The organism is Streptomyces sp. NPDC043812, assembly GCF_056436245.1.
This window is the reverse complement of sequence record NZ_JBWKCY010000020.1, coordinates 86,300-105,079: the sequence shown is the minus strand read 5'-3', so window position 1 is coordinate 105,079 and position 18,780 is coordinate 86,300. Positions and strand designations below refer to the sequence as shown.

General features: G+C 71.0%; 15 protein-coding genes. 8 read left to right on the top strand and 7 right to left on the bottom strand.

What is annotated here, in order from left to right; genetic code table 11:
* Position 1 precedes the first annotated feature (1 nt).
* The 3 genes from AC067Z_RS27315 to AC067Z_RS27305 all read right to left on the bottom strand — a co-directional run bounded on the left by AC067Z_RS27315 (position 2) and on the right by AC067Z_RS27305 (position 2,469).
* Complete coding sequence (locus AC067Z_RS27315; RefSeq protein WP_478792270.1) at positions 2–859, bottom strand: ABC transporter permease; 858 nt, start codon at positions 857–859, stop codon at positions 2–4.
* Positions 856–1,827, bottom strand: coding sequence for an ATP-binding cassette domain-containing protein (locus AC067Z_RS27310; RefSeq protein ID WP_478792269.1), 972 nt, complete (start codon positions 1,825–1,827; stop codon positions 856–858). Before AC067Z_RS27310 ends, AC067Z_RS27315 begins: the two co-directional genes overlap by 4 nt.
* A 231-nt stretch (positions 1,828–2,058) precedes the next feature.
* Positions 2,059–2,469: a hypothetical protein gene (locus tag AC067Z_RS27305; RefSeq protein ID WP_478792268.1), complete on the bottom strand. Its 411-nt coding sequence runs from the start codon at positions 2,467–2,469 to the stop codon at positions 2,059–2,061.
* Between the two features lie 198 nt (positions 2,470–2,667).
* Between AC067Z_RS27305 and AC067Z_RS27300 the strand changes: the two genes are divergently transcribed.
* From AC067Z_RS27300 to AC067Z_RS27285, 4 genes are all read left to right on the top strand, one after another.
* A complete protein-coding gene (locus AC067Z_RS27300; protein WP_478792267.1) occupies positions 2,668–3,687 on the top strand; it encodes an endonuclease/exonuclease/phosphatase family protein in 1,020 nt (339 codons plus the stop codon).
* A gap of 65 nt (positions 3,688–3,752) precedes the next feature.
* Positions 3,753–4,697 (top strand): NADP-dependent oxidoreductase, encoded by a 945-nt coding sequence (locus tag AC067Z_RS27295; protein WP_478792266.1) that lies wholly within the window; start codon positions 3,753–3,755, stop codon positions 4,695–4,697.
* Positions 4,698–4,729: 32 nt separating this feature from the next.
* Positions 4,730–4,975 carry a DUF2630 family protein gene (locus AC067Z_RS27290; protein WP_478792265.1) on the top strand — a complete coding sequence of 82 codons (246 nt, stop codon included), beginning with the start codon at positions 4,730–4,732 and terminating at the stop codon, positions 4,973–4,975.
* 85 nt (positions 4,976–5,060) lie between these two features.
* On the top strand, positions 5,061–7,049 hold the full coding sequence (locus AC067Z_RS27285) for an FUSC family protein (protein ID WP_478792264.1): 1,989 nt from the start codon (positions 5,061–5,063) through the stop codon (positions 7,047–7,049).
* A gap of 33 nt (positions 7,050–7,082) precedes the next feature.
* Here AC067Z_RS27285 and AC067Z_RS27280 read toward each other — a convergent pair whose 3' ends face one another.
* Entirely contained in the window at positions 7,083–7,478 is a 396-nt protein-coding gene (locus AC067Z_RS27280; RefSeq protein ID WP_478792263.1) for an RNA-binding S4 domain-containing protein, read from the bottom strand.
* Positions 7,479–7,710: 232 nt separating this feature from the next.
* Between AC067Z_RS27280 and AC067Z_RS27275 the strand changes: the two genes are divergently transcribed.
* Both AC067Z_RS27275 and AC067Z_RS27270 read left to right on the top strand, forming a co-directional pair.
* Positions 7,711–9,189: an APC family permease gene (locus AC067Z_RS27275; RefSeq protein ID WP_478792262.1), complete on the top strand. Its 1,479-nt coding sequence runs from the start codon at positions 7,711–7,713 to the stop codon at positions 9,187–9,189.
* A 61-nt stretch (positions 9,190–9,250) separates the two neighbouring features.
* Complete coding sequence (locus AC067Z_RS27270; protein ID WP_478792261.1) at positions 9,251–10,213, top strand: hypothetical protein; 963 nt, start codon at positions 9,251–9,253, stop codon at positions 10,211–10,213.
* Between the two features lie 10 nt (positions 10,214–10,223).
* Here AC067Z_RS27270 and AC067Z_RS27265 read toward each other — a convergent pair whose 3' ends face one another.
* On the bottom strand, positions 10,224–12,275 hold the full coding sequence (locus AC067Z_RS27265; protein WP_478792260.1) for a PhoX family protein: 2,052 nt from the start codon (positions 12,273–12,275) through the stop codon (positions 10,224–10,226).
* 319 nt (positions 12,276–12,594) lie between these two features.
* Here AC067Z_RS27265 and AC067Z_RS27260 point away from each other — a divergent pair, with 319 nt between their 5' ends.
* The gene (locus AC067Z_RS27260; RefSeq protein ID WP_478792259.1) at positions 12,595–14,118 is read left to right on the top strand and encodes a VWA domain-containing protein; all 1,524 of its coding nucleotides are present in this window, start codon (positions 12,595–12,597) and stop codon (positions 14,116–14,118) included.
* A 153-nt stretch (positions 14,119–14,271) separates the two neighbouring features.
* A complete protein-coding gene (gene metG / locus AC067Z_RS27255) occupies positions 14,272–15,879 on the top strand; it encodes a methionine--tRNA ligase (protein WP_478792258.1) in 1,608 nt (535 codons plus the stop codon).
* 52 nt (positions 15,880–15,931) lie between these two features.
* Here the strand turns inward: metG and AC067Z_RS27250 are convergent, their stop codons facing one another.
* Together AC067Z_RS27250 and aspS are read right to left on the bottom strand one after the other, a co-directional pair.
* A complete protein-coding gene (locus AC067Z_RS27250; RefSeq protein WP_478792257.1) occupies positions 15,932–16,717 on the bottom strand; it encodes a L,D-transpeptidase family protein in 786 nt (261 codons plus the stop codon).
* Positions 16,718–16,880: 163 nt separating this feature from the next.
* Positions 16,881–18,653, bottom strand: coding sequence for an aspartate--tRNA ligase (gene aspS, locus AC067Z_RS27245; protein WP_478792256.1), 1,773 nt, complete (start codon positions 18,651–18,653; stop codon positions 16,881–16,883).
* Between the last annotated feature and the right edge of the window lie 127 nt (positions 18,654–18,780).

Below are 18,780 nucleotides of genomic sequence, written 5' to 3'. Positions count from 1 at the left end.
ACTACTTGCGGTTGTAGAGCCTCATCGTGACCGAGCCGAAGACGACGACCAGCAGCGCCGACCAGCCGAGCGACCAGGCGATGTCCGCCGCCGGCCAGTTGCCCGCCATCAGCTCCCGCACGGCGGTGGACACATGGGTGACCGGGCTGTTGTTGACGAACGCCTGCAGCCAGCCCGGCATGGTCTGCGGCGCGACGAACACATTGCTCAGGAACGTCAGCGGGAAGATGACCATCATGCTGACGCCCATCACCGACTTCTCGGAGCGCAGCAGCAGCCCGAACATCGTCCAGATCCAGGAGAACGAGAACGAGAAGACCATCAGCAGCGCCACACCGAGGACGATGCCCACCGGTCCGCCGTGCGCCCGGTATCCGATGATCAGGCCGACGGCGAGCATGACGGCGGAGGCGATCAGATAGCGCACCACGTCGCCGAGGAGGTAGCCGACCATCGGGGCGGGCCGCCAGATCGGCAGCGTACGGAAGCGGTCGAAGACGCCCTTGGTGATGTCGTTGTTGACGGCGACCCCCGTGTACATCGTGATCATCACGACGCTCATGGTGAGGATGCCGGGCAGCAGGAACTGGATGTAGGCCGACACCGAGCCGGCGATCGCGCCTCCGAAGAGGTACGTGTACATCAGCACCATCATGATCGGGAACGCCGTCACATCGAACAGCTGCTCCGGCACATGCTTGATCTTGAGCATCGCCCGCCAGCCGAAGGTGAGCGACGCGGACAGCGCGCCGGGACGCGGCGGTCTTTCGGCGGCGACCAGCAGCGAGGCCAGCTCCTGTGTCCTCGGTGCTTCGAATTCGAGTTCGCCGAGGTCCTTGGTGGTGGTCGTGGTGGTCACGCCGCCTCCCCCTTCTTGTCGGTCAGGGCGAGGAACACCTCGTCCAGGCTGGGCTGGCCCAGCGCGAAGTTGTCCACGGTGATGCCGCTGCGGGCCAGTTCGGCCAGCGCGTGCGCGGCCTGCTCCGCCGCGCCCCGTTCGGTGCCGCTGCCGTTGACCCGGGCGGTGAGCGCCACCGGATCGGCGTCCAGCAGCACCTCGACACCGAGCGCGGCGGCCAGCACCCGCTCGGCCTCGGGCCGCTGCGCGGCCTCGCGCAGCCGCAGATGCACCGCTCCGGAACCGACGGACGCCTTCAGCTCGCCCTTGGTGCCCTCCGCGATCACCTTTCCGTGGTCGATCACGGCGATACGGGACGCCAGCTGGTCGGCCTCGTCCAGATACTGCGTCGTCAGCAGCACCGTCGTGCCCTGGGCGACGACGGCGCGGACGATGTCCCAGACCTGGTTGCGGCTGCGCGGGTCGAGACCGGTGGTGGGCTCGTCCAGAAACAGCAGGTCCGGCGTGTTGAGGATGGACGCGGCGATGTCGATGCGGCGCCGCATGCCGCCCGAGTAGTTCTTCACCTGCTTGTCGGACGCCTCCCGCAGGCCGAAGGCCTCCAGAAGCTGCGCCGCGCGCTCGCGCGCGGCGGGCTTGGCGTGGCCGAGCAGGCGCGCGAGCAGCACCAGGTTCTCGAAGCCGGTGAGGTCCTCGTCGACGGAGGCGTACTGCCCGGTGAGGCTGACCCGGCTGCGGACGGCGTCGGCGTCCTTCTGCACGTCCTTGCCGAAGACGCGGGCCTCGCCGCCGTCGGGCCGGAGCAGGGTGGCCAGCATGCGCACGGTGGTCGTCTTGCCCGCGCCGTTGGGGCCGAGGAGCCCGTAGACAGTGCCGGCGGGCACGGTGAGGTCGACTCCGTCCACGGCCCGGTTGTCACCGAAGACCTTCACCAGGCCGGTGGTCTCGATAGCCAGATCTGTACTCATCGTCAGTCTCAGTCCTTCGGTTCCTACGTCCGTGGAGTAAGGACGTGCGCGGACACGGGAACTCATCGGCGACGTTCGTCGGGGCTGAGAATAGGCGGCCGGGCACGGCGCGGAGCCCGGTCTGCGCCACTTGTCACAGGCGTGCTCGACGGCCCGGCGGAGGCAGCGGTGCACGGCGACGGCAACCGCATCGCCGCCGCCGTGCACCGTCGTGCCGGACGGGCCGGGCGGTCACTCCCGCGTGTAGTAGTAGTAGAACATCGTGAGCCCGACGCCCACGCCGACCGCGATGCCGATGGCCGCTGACCGCAGCACGCTCCCGTCGGCCAGGCTCGTCAGGAAGCCGACGGTCGCGGCGGTCAGCGCCCCCCAGGCCAGGGCACGCAGCTCACGCGGCAGCGATTTCTGGATGCGGACCAGACCGAAGACCAGTGCTCCGAGGACCACCGCGCTCACCAGGGCGAGGATCCACTGAGCGCCGTCGGCGACGCCGTCGTCCTGGAATCGCGCGATCAACGCGGCCCAGATACCGACCGTCACCGCGAGAATTGCGGGCAGCAGCAGACCGAGAGGGCTGTGCTGCCGACCGGATGTCCGGGACCGATGCCGCCGTCGTTCGGGCATCGCTGCTTGAGTGGCCATGGCGGACTTCTCCTTCCGTCCCCCGACGCGTACCCCTTTCAGAGCACACCCGGGCGCGTCGCGGGGCAAGTCAGCGGACGCGTTTCGCACGGCGGCCCGTTCGTCCGTCGCGGCCGCCCGGCCGCAACGAAGTCGTCGAAACCGGCGTCCTCACCACAGACGGACCCAGGGACCCAGGCATCACAGCTCGGAGGGCGTGTGGACAGAGCGACCGGCACGTACGCGACGCCCACGCCGTACGACGCCGATCCGGAACCTTCCGGTGGCCGCCGGGCCGCCGCGTGGTCGGCCGGGCTGCTGCTCGTCGCCCCGACGGCCGTCGCCGCCTGCCGGGCCGCCGGCACCGACGGCGTCACGCCCGTGATCCAGCTGCTCGCGTTCCTGCCCTGGCTGACGGTGCCCGCCGGGGCCGCCCTCCTGATGGCCGTTCTCTCCCGGCGGCGCATCCTGATGGCCTGGGCGGCCGCGGTCCTCGTCTGTCTCGGCTGGTTCGTGCGGCCGTACGACACCGGTCTGACCGACGATCCGTCCGGACCTGCCGTCGCCCGCATCGACGTACTGACGTCGAACGTCGAGTTCGGCGGCGCCACCGACGCGCTGGTGGAGACCGTCCGGCGCGAACAGCCCGACCTCGTTTTCGTGCAGGAGTGCGCGGACGTCTGCTCGGATGCCCTTGCCGCGGACGTGCCCCGCGCCGACTACCCGTACCGCCAGGTCGTTCAGGGCGGCGCGGCCGCCGGTTCGGCGATCCTCAGCAGGTACCCGCTGGCTCCCGCCCCCGGCGTCCGCTCCGCGCTCGCCATGCCAGGAGCCACCGCCGACGTCGCAGGCCGCCGGGTGAACCTCCAGCTCGCACACCCCCTGCCACCGGTCCCCGGCGCGGTCGACGACTGGCGGCGCGAGCTCGGGCGGCTGCGGGACTACGCCGCCGCGCACCGGGACGGGCCCACCCTCCTGGCCGGCGACTTCAACGCCACCGGGGACCACGCCGTCTTCCGCCGCCTCCTCCACGCCGGCGGCCTCCAGGACAGCGCCCGGCTCGCGGGGGCGGGCGGCACGCCGTCCTGGCCCGCGGACGTCGCCCGCCCGCTGGGCGCACAGATCGACCATGTGCTGGTCAGCGAGGACTTCTCGGTGCGGGCGGCCCGCTTCCTCGATCTGCCGGAAACCGACCACCGTTCGCTGCTCGTCTCGCTCGAACTGCACGACGTGCGCTGACCGCGCGGCCGGGTGAGAGTGGGGACGTGATGGACCCCGGGGCGGGCAGTCAGGAGGCATGAGGAATGCGTGCTGTCGCGGTCAGGAAGTTCCGGGGCGAGCCCGAACTGATGCAGCTGCCCAAGCCCGAACCGGGCGAGGGCGAGATCGTGGTGAAGATCGAGTACGCGGCACTCAACCCGACCGACTGGCAGATCGCCGACGGGCTGCACCCGGAAGCCGACGGCCAGGCGTTCCCGCTGGTCCTCGGTGTGGACTTCGCGGGCAGGGTCGACGTCGTGGGACCGGGCGACAGTCCCTACCGGGTGGGTGACGCGGTATTCGGACAGGCTTCCCGACCGGCGTCGGGTGCGGGCAGCTACGCCGAGTACGTGGCGGTGCACCAGGACGACCCCGTCTCGTTCGTACCGGACGGCCTCTCGATGCGTACCGCCGCGCTGCTGCCCACGGCCGGGATGACCGCGGCGCAGCTGCTGGCGGTCACGGGTCTGCAGGCCGGGCAGAGCCTGCTGATCATCGGCGCGGCAGGTGGAGTGGGCAGCTACCTGACGCAGCTGGCTGCCGCCAGGAACGTGACCGTGGTGGCTGCGGTGCGCGGCGACGAACGTCGCCGGATGAGCGGGCTCGGTGCGGCGGTCACCGTTGACGCCACCGCTGAGGACCTTGCGGATGCGGTCCGCGCGGCCTGCCCCGACGGGGTCGACGCGGTGGCCGACCTGGTGTCCGGCGAAGGAGGCCCGTTCACCGCACACGCGGCGCTCGTCCGCCCCGGCGGCCTCGCCGTCGCGACCCGGCTCGTCGCCTCACCGGCCGCGCTCCCGGACGGTACGGAAAGCCTCGCCTTCCGGCTGCATCCGTCGTCCACGCTGCTCGACGCGCTCGCCGCGGCGGCCGCCGAAGGATCGCTCCGGACGCCTGTGGACGACGAACTCCCGCTGGAGAAGGCCCCGGACGCGCTGGCGCAGAGCCGGGCCGGAGGAGCGCGGGGCAAGACCGTCTTCGTGCTCTGACCCGTACGCACCCGATCACGGAGTGGGTTGCCATGAACGACGACCAGATCATCGACAACATCGGCACTCTCGTCGAGGAGGAACGCGCACTTCGCGACCACTCCATCCGGCAGGGCGGACTCGACGCCGACGAACAGGCCCGCCTGAAGGAGCTGGAGATCCGCCTCGACCAGTGCTGGGACCTGCTGCGCAGGCGGCGCGCCAAGACAGAGTTCGGCGACGACCCGGACACGGCACAGGTGCAGCCGGCCGACGAGGTCGAGAACTACCAGGGGTAGAGCCCGTTCCCCGGCAGCGGCATTTCCGGACGCCCGACGGCTGCACGGTTGCGCCGGACGGCCCTTTCGGGGTCTTTTGTTGACCATGACCGAACGCGAAGGCGAAGGCGAAGCGGACGCGGACGGCAGGCGCACAGGACGTCTGACACCGCCCGACTGGCTGATCCACGGTCTGCTGCCGCAGCCCGCACCCGTCCCGCGTGCCGCCGTCGCCCGTGCCTCCGTCGCCCTGGCGACGCCGCTGGCCGTCGGGCTCGCCACGGGTCAGCCCGCCTACGGCGCGCTGGCCTCGATGGGCGCCCTGTCGGGCGTCATCGGCGACACCGCGGACGCCTACCGGATGCGTCTGCTGAACATCGCCGTCCCGCAGGTCTTCGGCGCGATCGGCCTCACCCTCGGCGCTCTCGTGTACGGGCAGGGCTGGACCGCCGTGGGCGCACTGACCCTCATCGCCCTCGTCTCGGGGATGATCTCGTCGATCGGCGCGGTGGCCTCGGTGTCCGGTCTGCTGCTCCTGCTGAACGCGGTGGTGGGGGCCGGGCTGCCGCTGCCGGGACCGTGGTGGAAGGCCCCGCTGCTGCTGTTCCTGGGCGGCCTGTTCGTGCTCCTGCTGACGCTGCTGGGCTGGCCACTGCACCGCCGGGAGCCGGAACAGGCCGCGGTCGCCGCGACCTACCACAGCGTCGCCGAACTGCTCGCCGCCGCGGGCACCACCGGCTACGACATCCGCCGTCAGGACGTCACCCAGTCCCTCAACACCTCCTACGACCTGATCCTCGCCCGGCGCGCCCGCGATCACGGGCGGCGCGGGCCTCTGGTGCGGCTGCTCGCGCAGCTGAACGCCGTCATCCCGCTCGTGGAGGCGGCCGCGGCGGCCCACCGCTACGGCCGGGCGTCGCGCCGGCCCGAGATCGCCGCGGCCGTGCGGGAATTGGCCACGTCGGTCGGTACGGGCCGGCGCACCCCGCCGGAGCTGGACCTGCCGACGCCGGAGGGGCCTGCCGACCGTGCTGTGGACAGGGCGGTGCGGTACGCCTCTGCCGTCGTGCACGAGTCGGACCCCGATGTCACCCGTGCCGACGACCGGCTCGGCGCACCCGCGGCGCTGCACACCCGGGCCCGCCGGGCCGCCCGCAACGTGCTGCTGTCCGAGCCTTCGTGGCGGTACGGTCTGCGGCTCGCGCTGTGCATCGGCATCGCCCAGTGCTTCGTCTCGCTGGTGCCGGTGACGCGCTCGTACTGGGTGGCGCTGACCGTCACGTTCGTCCTCAAGCCGGACTTCGGGTCGGTGTTCTCGCGTGCGGTGCTGCGCGCGTGCGGCACGGCCGCCGGTCTGCTGGTTGCGGCCGCCGTGCTGGCGGCCGTACCGCGGGGCTGGGCCGATGTGCCGGTGATGATGGTCCTGGCCGCGCTGATCCCGGCGTTCTCGGGCAAGGGCTACGCCTTCCAGACGGCGGCGATCACCCCCGTGATCCTTATGCTGTCCGACATCCTCAACAAGCAGGGCTTCCATCTGGTGCTGCCTCGGCTCGTCGACAGTCTGATCGGCTGCGCGATCGCGCTGGTCGCCGGATATCTGCTGTGGCCGGAGAGCTGGCACACCCGGATCGGCGACCGGCTGGCAGGGGCCGTGGAGGACACGGCGCGCTATGTGGCATGCGCGTTCGGCGCGCAGAACGGCGCCGATCCGGGGGAGCGGGTGCGGCGCCGGAGGCGCCTGTACCGCGACCTGTCGTCCGTACGGTCGGAGTTCCAGCGCGCCCTGACCGAGCCGCCGCCGACCGGTGCGCGGGCGGCGGCATGGTGTCCCCTGGTGGTGGCCGTCGAGAGGATCGTGGACGCCACGACAGCGGCCCGGGTCCGCGTCGACCACGGGGCCGAGGCGCCCCGCGACTCGGAGATCACCGACGTCGAACGGCAGTTGCACGAACTGGCCGCGGGGCTGCGCTCCAGCGAGGTGCTGGTCGAGGTGCGCGCCGAGCTGCCGGGCGACGAACGGGGCGTGCTGGAGCCGCTGCGCCAGGAGGTCAGGGCGGCTCGGGCGATCGCGTCGCCGGGAGCTCCCGCGTCGTGACGGGCGGCAGCCACGTCACGACGGACCGGGCCGTCAGCTCTTGGGGCGGCCGCCCTGCAGGCGTTCCAGCTCGCGGCGGTCCCGCTTGGTCGGGCGACCCGCGCCCCGGTCGCGTACGGCAGCGGGAGCGGTGAATTCCTTAGGCGGGGGCGGCGGGCTGTTGTCCACGTAGCACTGCACGGCGACCGGGGGCCCGACCCTCTTGCGCACGATCTTCGAGACGACCACCAGGCGTTCGCGGCCGGCGTGGAAGATGCGCACCTGGTCGCCGGCGCGCACCGACTGGGCGGGCTTCACCCGCTCACCGTTGACACGCACATGCCCTGCCCGGCAGGCCGCGGCGGCCTGCGACCTGGTCTTCGTGAGCCGTACCGACCAGATCCAGGCGTCGACCCGTACGGTCCCCTCGTCCGATACCTCTGCAGCCATACGTCGACTCTACGGCCCCGCCCCCCGCGGCGGCGCGGAGAAAGAACTCTCCGCGGCGCACTGTGGGAGCGCTCCGACGGGTGGGACGGCCCCCCGCCCCCTCACCACAGCGCACACATCCGACTACGATGCGCACGATCTCCCCTTGACGGAGATCTCCTCTCCGTACGCGGGTGTTCGTTTCTGACGTGCCCGCACATTCCGCACGGCACAAGGGCATTCGGAGATTTCCATGCGCAGCAGCTCCGGCAGAGGGCTTCGGCCAGGTGTCCTCGGGACGTTCGACACCGTCGTGATGGCCGTCGCGGGAAGTGCCCCCGCGTACTCGATCGCGGCCACCACCGCCGTCCTCGTCGCCACCGTCGGTCTCGCGGGCCCTGCCGCCCTGCTGTACTGCGCGATACCCATGCTGGGCATCGTCCTCGCCTTCGGCCGGCTGGGCCGGCTCGACGTCAACGCGGGCGCCGGCTACTCCTGGGTGAGCCGCACGCTCCACCCCTTCCTCGGCTTCCTTTCCGGCTGGGCACTGGTCGTCTCCACGACGATCTTCATGGTGGCCGGTTCGCTGCCGGCCGGTGCGATGACGCTCGCGCTCTTCGACCCCGACCTCGCCGACAACAGGGTGCTCGCAACGGCCGTCGGCGCGGCATGGTTCGTCGCCATGCTGCTGGTCGTCCTCGGCGGTACCCGGCTGACCGTGCGTGCCCAACTCGTGCTGTCCGGCGTCGAGATGGCGATCCTGCTGGCCGTACTCGTGGCCGCGCTCGTGCACGGCGGCAGCCGGGTCGCGTTCGACTGGTCGTGGTTCGGGCTCTCCCACTTCGACGGGACCGCGGGCTTCGCCTCCGGCGCCCTGATCGCCACGTTCTACTACTGGGGGTGGGACGTCACCAGCAACCTGAGCGAGGAGACCCGCAACAGCAGGCGCACCGCCGGACTCGCCGCGCTCATCGGTGTCGGCGTCGTCTTCCTGATCTTCGAGGCGTTCACCATCGCGGTCAACGTCATCCTGCCCGCCCACGAGGTACGGGGCGCGGGCTCCGACGTGCTGAGTGTGCTCGGCGAGGCGGTGTGGCCCGGCGTCGGCGGCAAACTCCTCGTCGTGGCCGTACTGTTGTCCACCGTCGCCACCTTGGAGACCACCCTGATCCAGGTCACCCGCTCGCTGTTCGCGATGGGCCGGGACCGCACGATGCCCGCCGGTCTGGGGCGAATCCACCGCCGGTGGAACACCCCGTGGGCCGCCGTGGCAGCCGTCGGCTCCGTCGCGCTCGTGATGTTCGTGGCGTCCACGGCACTCGGCTCGGTCGGCGACGTACTCACCGCGGCCGTCGCCGCCATAGGTCTGCAGATCGCCTTCTACTACGGGCTCGCGGGCATCGCCGCCGTCGTCGCATACCGCAGGACGCTGCTGCATTCCGTACGCGACTTCGTCCTCGGCGGCGCCTGGCCGCTGTGCGGCGCCCTGTTCATGCTGTGGATCTTCTTCGAGTCGCTGGCCGCTCTGAGCGGGACATCGATCGCGATCGGCCTCGGCGGCCTCGCCGCCGGCCTCGTCCCGATGATCCATTACTGGCGCCGCGGCAGCTCGTACTACCGGCCTGCCCGGCTGGACGCGACCCGTGCCGTGGGGCGCGACGACGACCACGACCACCGGGGGTCCGACCACCGCCCGGACTACGTCGACAGGGCACTGGCCACGGACTTCTGACCACCCGCAGGTCCACCGCCCCGCCGAGATCGCTCCTGAACCGCCGAGGGAAGTGCCGCACATGGCCGCTCGCCGCCGCTTCGCCCCCGATTTCAATCCGGCCTACGGGGACCGGGCGCTGTCCGACACTCTGGATGACATCGTTATCGGCCGCTGGCAGGGTGTACGCGACCTACTGCGCGCCACGGGCGACGACTGGCCGCTGCGCACCCATCGCATACGGCTGCTCGCCCATGCCGCCGCCGGTTCCTCCGCGACCGGGATCTGGCGGGCCGCCGAACCCGCCAGCCCCGACGCCGCCGTGCTCGGCGCGGCGACCGAGGTCGTACGGGTCTTCCACCGGGCGATCGCCGCAGGGCACGGCGGCGGCGTCGACCGCACCCGCCTCGACTCCGCCGTACGCTCCTGCCTGGCGGCGGCCGAGAAGCACCCCGCCGACCCGATGCCCTGGGTCTCGCTGCTGACCGTGGCACGGCTGTACGAGGACGGCGTGCCACGTCGTGAACTGCGGCGCTGGTGGGACGAGCTGCGTGTGCGCGACCCGTACAACGTCGAAGGCCATGTGCAGCTGCTGCGCTACCACTCGAAGCGCTGGCACGGCACGCACGGCAGGATGTACGACTTCGCCCGCGACGCCGCCGGGGTGTCCCCGCCCGGATCCCCGCTGCCCGTGCTGGTGCAGATCGCCCGCGCGGAGGAGTACCGCCACATCGCGGACGCCGCACAGGGCCGGCTGGTACGAGGACTGGACCAGCACTGGAAGCACGAGCTGGCGATCGTGGAGATCCGCCGCACATGGGACCGCTGGATCCTCTACCGCGCGGACGGCCCGGTCGCCCCCCAGGAGATCGGCGAGCTCAACTACCTGGCGCACGCCGCCTGTTACGCCGGGCTGCGGCTGGAGGCCCGCGGGCTGTTCCAGTTGCTGGGCACGCGGGCCGCGCATCTCCCGTGGATGTACACGGGAGATGCGGCGGAGCAGTTCACGAGGTGGCGGACCCATCTGGGCGCCACCACCTCGTGACCGCATCCACTCAGGCGCCGATGTCGCGGCCGTCCTTGCGGTAGACGGCGACGACCGACGGGCGGACTATCCTGCCGGGTCCGTCCGGCCAGACGCTCGCGGGCTTCTCGACGGAGGCGCCGTCGATCTCGCCCGGGTGCTGGACCGCGACCAGGACCCGGCGGTCCTGGATGATCGGGCCGCAGGTCTCGGCGCCGGCCGGCACGGTCAGGAACTGCTTGAGCTCACCGCGGCGCTCGCCGTGCGTCGCGACACCGAACAGGCCGTCGTGCGAGCCGAGCTGGTTGCCGTCCGTGGAGATCCACAGGTTGCCGTACGGGTCGAACGCGACGTTGTCCGGGCAGGAGATGGGGCTGACCTTCTCCTTGGGGAAACCGGCGAAGTAGGTGGCCGGGTCGTTCGGGTCGCCCGCGACCAGGAAGAGCCGCCAGGCGAAGCCGTCGCCGGCCGGGTCGTCGAAGTTCTCGGCGAGTTCCAGGATCTGGCCGTGCTTGTTGAGGTTGCGCGGGTTGGCCTCGTCCGCGCCGGCCTTGCCGGCCTTGCCGCGGTCGGTGTTGTTGGTGAGCGCGACATAGACGCGGCCCGTACGGGGGCTCGGCTCGACGTCCTCGGGGCGGTCCATCTTGGTGGCGCCGACCTTGTCACCGGCGAGGCGGGTGAAGACGTACACCTCCTCGGCGGTCATGCCGGGGACGTGCGAGACGTCTCCGGTGGCCAGCGGGATCCACACGCCCGAACCGTCGAACTCGCCGTCGTTCGGGAGCTTGCCCGTGCCGTCGATCTCAGCGGCCGGGCTGTCGCCGGTCAGCTTCGCGACGTACAGGGTGCCCTCGTCGAGCAGGGTCCGGTTGTGCTCGCGGGCGGCACGGCTGCTGCCCTTCTTCATCTGCTTCGACGAGACGAACTTGTAGAAGTAGTCGAAGCGCTCGTCGTCGCCCATGTAGACGACCGGCCGGCCGTCGTCGGTCAGCCGCGGCTGGGCGGCCTCGTGCTTGAAACGGCCCAGCGCCGTGCGCTTGCGGGGCGTGAAGTCCGGGTCGTACGGGTCCAGTTCGACGACCCAGCCGAAGCGGTGCACCTCGTTGGGCTCCTGCAACAGGTCGAAGCGCTTGTCGAAACGCTCCCACTTGCGCTCGGTCGCGCCGGTGCCGATGCCGTAGCGCTTGTCCGTGGTGCTCGAAGCGTTGGCGAAGTACTGGTTGAAGTTCTCCTCGCCGTGCAGCGTCGTACCCCACGGGGTGGTGCCGCCCGCGCAGTTGTTGAGCGTCCCGAGGACCTTGGTGCCGGACGGGTCGGCGGACGTACGCAGCAGGGGGCTGCCCGCGGCCGGGCCGGTGACCTTGAACTCGCTGGTCGCGGTCAGACGGCGGTTGAGCGGGTGGCGGTTGACCGGGGTGAGCTTGCCGCTGCGGTGCTCCTCCTGGACCACGACGACGGACAGGCCGTGGGCAGCCCAGGCGATCTCGACCTGCTCGCGGGTCGGGTTCTCGGGGTCGTACCCCTTGAACATCAGGATCTCGTCCGTGTACTCGTGGTTCGCCACGAGTATCTGGCGGCCGTGCTCACCGCGGAGGGGGAGCAGGCTCAGGAAGTCGTTGTTGTAGCCGAACTGGCCGGCCTGGGCCTTCGCGGTCTGCTTGTCCGCGTCGAAGGCGGGCGCGCCGCGGAGGATGGGCTCACCCCAGCGGATGACGACGCTCTGGTCGTAGCCGGCGGGGACGGTGACCTTGTCGTCCTTGTTGGGTGCGACAGGGGCGAAACGGAGACCGCGGGCGCCGTCCGTCCTGGACGGGGTGCGGCCGTGGCCCACCTGCGCCTCGGCCGGAGCGGCGGACTGCACGACGGCGGCACCGCCGGCCGCGGCGGCGACGGTCACGACGGCGGCGGCGCGCATCATCGAGCGGCGCGAGAGCGCGCTCGCGATGACGTCACCGACGTACTCGTTGTCGCTGGTGTTGGGGACCTCGTGGAAGCAGGCGTCACCGCAGCGGTAACGACAGGTGAGCGCGGAACGTCCGCCCGCGTGCGGGCCGGTGTTCAACAGAGGGAGCAGTTTGCGCACTTCGTCCTCCTTCGGCGCACCCTGCGCCGACATGGTGTCGGAATGTTTCCGCCGTGACGTTAAGTGCGAACATCTGCTCGGCGGCGGCCGTGGGATGAACGGCGAATGAATGCGGCGCGGACGAGGCGCGGTTGGGGTGTGTGGGAGGGGCCAAGGAGGGCGTGCGCAAGGCACTCCGACGCCGCTGGTGGGTGCCCTCCCGAAGGCCGCGCCGGACGGCCGCTAACCTTACGTGTCCGCCCTGGCCTGCGTTGCCCGGACGGAAACGTCTGCAGGAGCGGACAGTCACCGCACCCAACTCATGCGAAAGGCCCCGCCCATGGGTATTCGGAGCTTGCTGCGCAAGGTGTTCGGCCGCGATCGCGCTGAGCGCGAGGAGTCGGCGGCGACCTCCGTTCCGGCCCAGACCGGGCGCACGGAACCGGCGACGGGATCGGCGACGGTGCCGTCCCAGACGCCGGCGGACCGCGCGGCGGACCTGGTCTCGGCGGCCTTCGACGCCCAGCCCACCCGCCCCCGCGCGACCTCGGTCCCGCCCCAGGCCACGCAGTCCACCCCGTCGGACGCGGCCCCGTCCGAGGCCGCCGACACGGAGACCGCGACGCCCGAGGCCACCGCCGACGAGGCGGCCGCGGTTGCGGAGACCGCCGAGGCCGCCGAGTCAACGGCCCAGCCGGCCGACGCGGCCGAGACCGCCGACACGGAGACGGCGACCGCCGCGCCCGAGGCCATCGCCCCGGAGACCGACCAGGTCGAGCCGCAGGCCGAGGCCCCCGCCACGGACGCACCCGCCGCGGAGGTCGTGCCCGCCGCGGACGAGCCCCAGGCAGCAGCACCCACCGCCGACGAGGCCACGGAGACCGACCCGGCCGAACCGCAGGCCGAGGCCCCCGCCACGGACGCACCCGCCGCGGACGTCGTGGCCGACGCGGACGAGCCGCAGGCCGAGGCGGACGCCCCCGCCGTGGAGGTCGTGGCCGAGACCACCGGAGCCCCGGCCATCGCGGCCGAGACCGCCGACACGGAGACCGCCACCGCCGCGCCCGAGGCCATCACCCCCGAGACGGACCCGGCCGAGCCGCAGAACGAGGCCCCCGCCGCGGACGCCCCCGCCGCGGAGGTCGTGGCGGCCGCCGAGGCCGCGCCCGAGGACGACGCACCTGTCGCCGCAGGCGACCCCGCAGGGAAGGCCGCCACCTCGCTCGCGCGGGTCAAGGCGCGGGCGCCCCGCGTCGTCGGGGCGTACAAGGCCGCCGGCGCAGCGCTCAAGAAGGCGGAGCTCAACGGGACCCGCGCACGGGTGTACCTCGTGCTCGACCGGTCCGGGTCCATGCGGCCCTTCTACAAGGACGGCAGCGCCCAGAGCCTCGGTGAGCAGGCGCTCGCCCTCGCCGCGCATCTCGACGAGCGCGCCACCGTCGACGTCGTCTTCTTCTCGACCGAGGTCGACGGCACCGGCGAGCTCACCCTCGACGCCCATGAGAACCGCATCGACGAGCTGCACGCCGGCCTCGGCCGGATGGGCCGTACGAACTACCACCTCGCCGTCGAGGAGGTCCTCGCGCTCCACACCAAGGCGGCCACGGACGCTCCCGCATTCGTGATCTTCCAGACGGACGGCGCGCCCGAGTCCAAGACGGCCGCAACCGCCGCGCTCGCGGCCGCCGCCGACAAGCCGGTCTTCTGGCAGTTCGTCGCGTTCGGTGAGCACGACGCGAAGGCGTTCGACTACCTCCGCAAGCTGTCGGCCGACAACGCCGGGTTCTTCCACGCGGGGCCGGCACCGCTGGAGCTGTCGGACGCCGAGCTCTTCCAGGGGCTCCTCGGCGCCTGGCGGCCCTGAGCGAAGGCAGTGCCATCCGGCAGTCCCACGACCGCGGCCGGGCCCGCCCTCCGGGGCGCGGCCCGGCCGCGGTCGTGAGACGTCAGCCCTCCCCGCGGGGGTCGGATCTTATGCGTGTGAGTTGATCTCCTGCGGGCCGATAGGATTTCGACCATGGCGGCCACTGGATCCGAGAAGCAGGGGGCGAGGGCGTACTACGTCTCGACCCCCATCTACTACGTCAACGACGCTCCTCACCTGGGCCACGCCTACACGACCGTCGCAGGCGACGTGCTCACCCGCTGGCACCGTCAGCGCGGCGAGAAGGTGTGGTACCTCACCGGCACGGACGAGCACGGTCAGAAGATCATGCGCACGGCCGAGGCGAACAACGTCACGCCCCAGGCATGGTGCGACAAGCTCGTCGAGGAGGCGTGGAAGCCCCTCTGGGAGCATCTGAACATCGCGAACGACGACTTCATCCGCACCACGGAGAAGCGGCACACGGACCGTGTGCAGGAGTTCGTGCAGGACCTGTACGACAAGGGCGAGATCTACAAGGGCGGGTACGAAGGCCCGTACTGCGTGGGCTGCGAGGAGTACAAGCTCCCCGGTGACCTCCTGGAGGCCGAGGACGGCACGAAGCTGTGCCCGATCCACAAGAAGCCGGTGGAGATCCTCAAGGAGGAGAACTACTTCTTCAAGCTGAGCGAGTACGGCCCGAAGCTGCTCGACTTCTACGCGGCCAACCCGGACTTCATCCAGCCCGAGTCCGCCCGCAACGAGGTCGTGAACTTCGTCAAGCAGGGCCTGCAGGACCTCTCGATCTCGCGCTCGACCTTCGACTGGGGCGTCCCGGTCCCGTGGGACGAGAAGCACGTCATCTACGTGTGGGTCGACGCGCTGCTCAACTACGCGACGGCGGTCGGCTACAACGAGAACCCGGCGAAGTTCGAGGAGACGTTCCCCGCGAACGTGCACCTGGTCGGCAAGGACATCCTGCGCTTCCACGCGGTGATCTGGCCCGCCATGCTGATGGCGCAGGGGCTGCCGGTCCCGGGGAAGGTCGCGGCCAACGGCTGGCTGATGGTCGGCGGCGAGAAGATGTCGAAGTCGAACCTGACCGGCATCAAGCCGCAGGACCTGACCTCGCACTTCGGCGTGGACGCGTACCGCTGGTACTTCCTGCGGGCGATCGCCTTCGGCAGCGACGGCTCGTTCTCCTGGGAGGACTTCAGCGCCCGCTACACCTCCGAGCTCGCCAACGACTACGGCAACCTCGCCTCCCGCGTCGCGGCGATGGTCGGCAAGTACTTCGGCGGCGCGCTGCCGGAGGCCACGGCCGTCGGCGACGCGGAAAAGGCGGTCCACGACGGTCTCGCGAAGGCGGTTGCGGAGTCCGACCGGAAGATCGGCGAGGAGCTGGACTTCCAGGGCGGCATCCTGGCGATCTTCGACTTCGTGAAGCAGGTCAACGGCTACATCACGGAGCAGGAGCCGTGGAAGGTCGCCAAGGACGAGTCGGCCGAGGGCCAGGCACGGCTGGCGACCATCCTGTACACGGCCGCCGAGTCGCTGCGCGCCGTCGCGGTCCTGCTGAACGCGGTCATGCCGGAGACGTCCCAGAAGCTGTGGGACTCGCTGGGTGCCGACGCCGCGCTGGGCGCACTGGCCGACCAGCAGGTCCAGCACGCGGGCGAGTGGGGCCGGCTCCCGGCGGGCGCGACGGTGACGAAGGGCGCGGTGCTGTTCCCGCGCCTGGAGGAGCCGAAGAAGGACTGACGTGGCTCACGAGGGCCCGGGACCGTCGTGGTTCCGGGCCTTCGTCGTACCCTCAGCGCGCCAGCGACCCCGCGTCCCCCATCACCACCACCGGCCGCAGCTCCGGGTCCAGCGCACGCAGCAGATCCTTCATCCGGTTCCGCGGCAGCGACACACAGCCCTGTGTCGGGCCGCCGTGGTCGATGTGGATCCAGATGCCGCCGCCCCTGCCCTCACCGAGCGGCCGGGTCCAGTCCAGCGGTGTCGTGCCCGGCTTGCGGTTGTAGTTGACGGCGACGACATGATCGAACGAACCCTCCAGCGGCTCGCCCTCGAAGCCACGCCCGCTGATGCTGAACGCGGGGCCGCGGTCGTAGGGCAGCTCGGTGCCCGGATCGGGCAGCCTGCCGCCCGCGTCGGTCAGGGCGAAGACGCCGATCGGTGAGCGGAGGTCCCCCTCGCGGTGTTCGTCGGTCCAGCCGCGCAGGGCGTTGTGCGCGGGCCAGCGGCCGGATGCTGGCCGCCAGCCGCTGTGGGGGTCGCGCGCGTAGAGGACGGCCGCGGCACGGTTGGCATCGCGTCCCTCACCGGTGACCACCAGCGCCTGACGGGTGTCCGCGGGGATCTGGGCGCGCGTCCTGGGGCCAAGTGCGGGGATGTCCGTGGGCCGGACATCCCCGGTCTGCGGCTCGGGCGCCGACAGGCTGCCGCTCCCCCTGCCCGCCTCGCCCGCCTTGGCGTCGGCACGCGTGCCGTCGGCGGCCGGTGGCACCGGGGATCCGCCGGCCGCACACCCGGCGAGCAGCACTCCGGTGCACAGCAACGCGGCAGCCGGAAGGGTTCGGGTGCAAAAGGACATGCGGGGGACGGCCTCTCGGTCCGGAAGTCTCGGTGTCCGGTGCTGCTCGGTGCCACTCTTCCGTTGTACTCGTCGCCCGCCGCCGATGCCGCGTCGACGGCGGACTCCGGCCACGAAGAAGGGCCCCGGAACCTCTCGGTTCCGGGGCCCTTCACAGCCTTCGTCACTCGCCGGGCTTGGCGACCGGCTTGCGCAGCGAGATGTTCAGCTCGCGCAGACGGGACTCCTCGAGCTCGGTGGGCGCGCCCATCATCAGGTCCTGGGCGTTGCCGTTGAGCGGGAACGCGATGGTCTCGCGGATGTTCGGCTCGTCGGCGAGCAGCATGACGATCCGGTCCACGCCCGGGGCGATGCCACCGTGCGGCGGGGCGCCGAACTGGAAGGCGCGCAGCATGCCCGCGAACTCGCGCTCGACCGTCTCCTTGGAGTAGCCGGCGATCTCGAACGCCTTGAACATGATCTCGGGCTCGTGGTTCCGGATCGCTCCGGAGGAGAGCTCGACGCCGTTGCAGACGATGTCGTACTGCCAGCCCAGGATGTCCAGCGGGTCCTGGGACTCGAGGGCCTCCAGGCCGCCCTGCGGCATCGAGAACGGGTTGTGCGAGAAGTCGATCCTGCCCGTCTCCTCGTCCTTCTCGTACATCGGGAAGTCGACGATCCAGCAGAAGCGGAACACGCCTTCCTCGAAGTGCCCGGCACGCTTCGCGGCCTCGACACGGACCGCGCCCATGATCTTGGAGACCTCGTCGAAGTCGCCCGCGCCGAAGAAGACCGCGTGGCCCGGGGCGAGCGCGAGACGCTCGGTGAGGACCTTGACGTTCTCCTCGGTGAGGAACTTGGCGATCGGGCCGGTCAAAGAGCCGTCCTCGCCGACGCGGACCCAGGCCAGGCCCTTGGCGCCGTGCTCGACGGCGTACTCGCCGAGGCCGTCGAAGAACTTCCGGGACTGCGCGGCGACGTCCGGCACCGGCAGCGCACGGACGTGCTTGCCGGCGAACGCCTTGAACTCCGAGCCCTCGAAGACATCCGTGATGTCGACGAGCTCCAGCTGGGCGCGCAGGTCCGGCTTGTCGTTGCCGTACTTCAGCATCGACTCGCGGAACGGGATGCGCGGGAACGGCGAGGTGACGTGGCGGCCGCCGCCGAACTCCTCGAAGAGCTCGGTCATCAGCTTCTCGATCGGCTGGAAGACGTCCTCCTGCTCGACGAAGCTCATCTCGACGTCGAGCTGGTAGAACTCGCCCGGCGAGCGGTCGGCGCGGGCGTCCTCGTCACGGAAGCAGGGCGCGATCTGGAAGTAGCGGTCGAAGCCGGAGATCATCAGCAGCTGCTTGAACTGCTGGGGGGCCTGCGGCAGAGCGTAGAACTTGCCCGGGTTCAGCCGGGAGGGCACCACGAAGTCGCGCGCGCCCTCGGGAGAGGTCGCGGTCAGGATCGGCGTGGCCATCTCGTTGAAGCCGAGGGCCACCATCTTGTGGCGGATCGCGGCGATGACGGCCGACCGCAGCATGATGTTGCGGTGCATGCGCTCACGGCGCAGGTCCAGGAAGCGGTACTCGAGACGCCGTTCCTCGCCCACACCGTCGTCGGTGTTGATCTGGAACGGCAGCTGCTGCGCCGCACCCAGCAGCTCGACCCCGGAGACCTCGACCTCGATCTCACCGGTGGGCAGCTCGGGGTTGATGTTCTCGGCGCCGCGGGAGACGACCTGTCCGTCGACGCGGACGACCGACTCCTTGTTCACCTTGTCGAGCGCCTCGTAGGCAGCGGTGCCGGGGCGGGCGACGAGCTGCGTGATGCCGTAGTGATCGCGCAGATCGATGAAGAGGATGCCGCCCAGGTCTCGGCGATTGTGCAGCCAGCCGCTCAGCCGGACGTCGGCTCCGACGTCAGAGGCGCGGAGCTCGCCGCAGGTGTGGGACCTGTACCGATGCATCGTCGTTCATCCAGTCTGGAGATTCGGGGTGGGCACAACCTTTGCAAGGTTACCGCCCGGCTCCACCCCACCTCATTGACATATACGCGACACCGTCATGTTCGGGGTCGGGGCGAAGCCCCGGAGC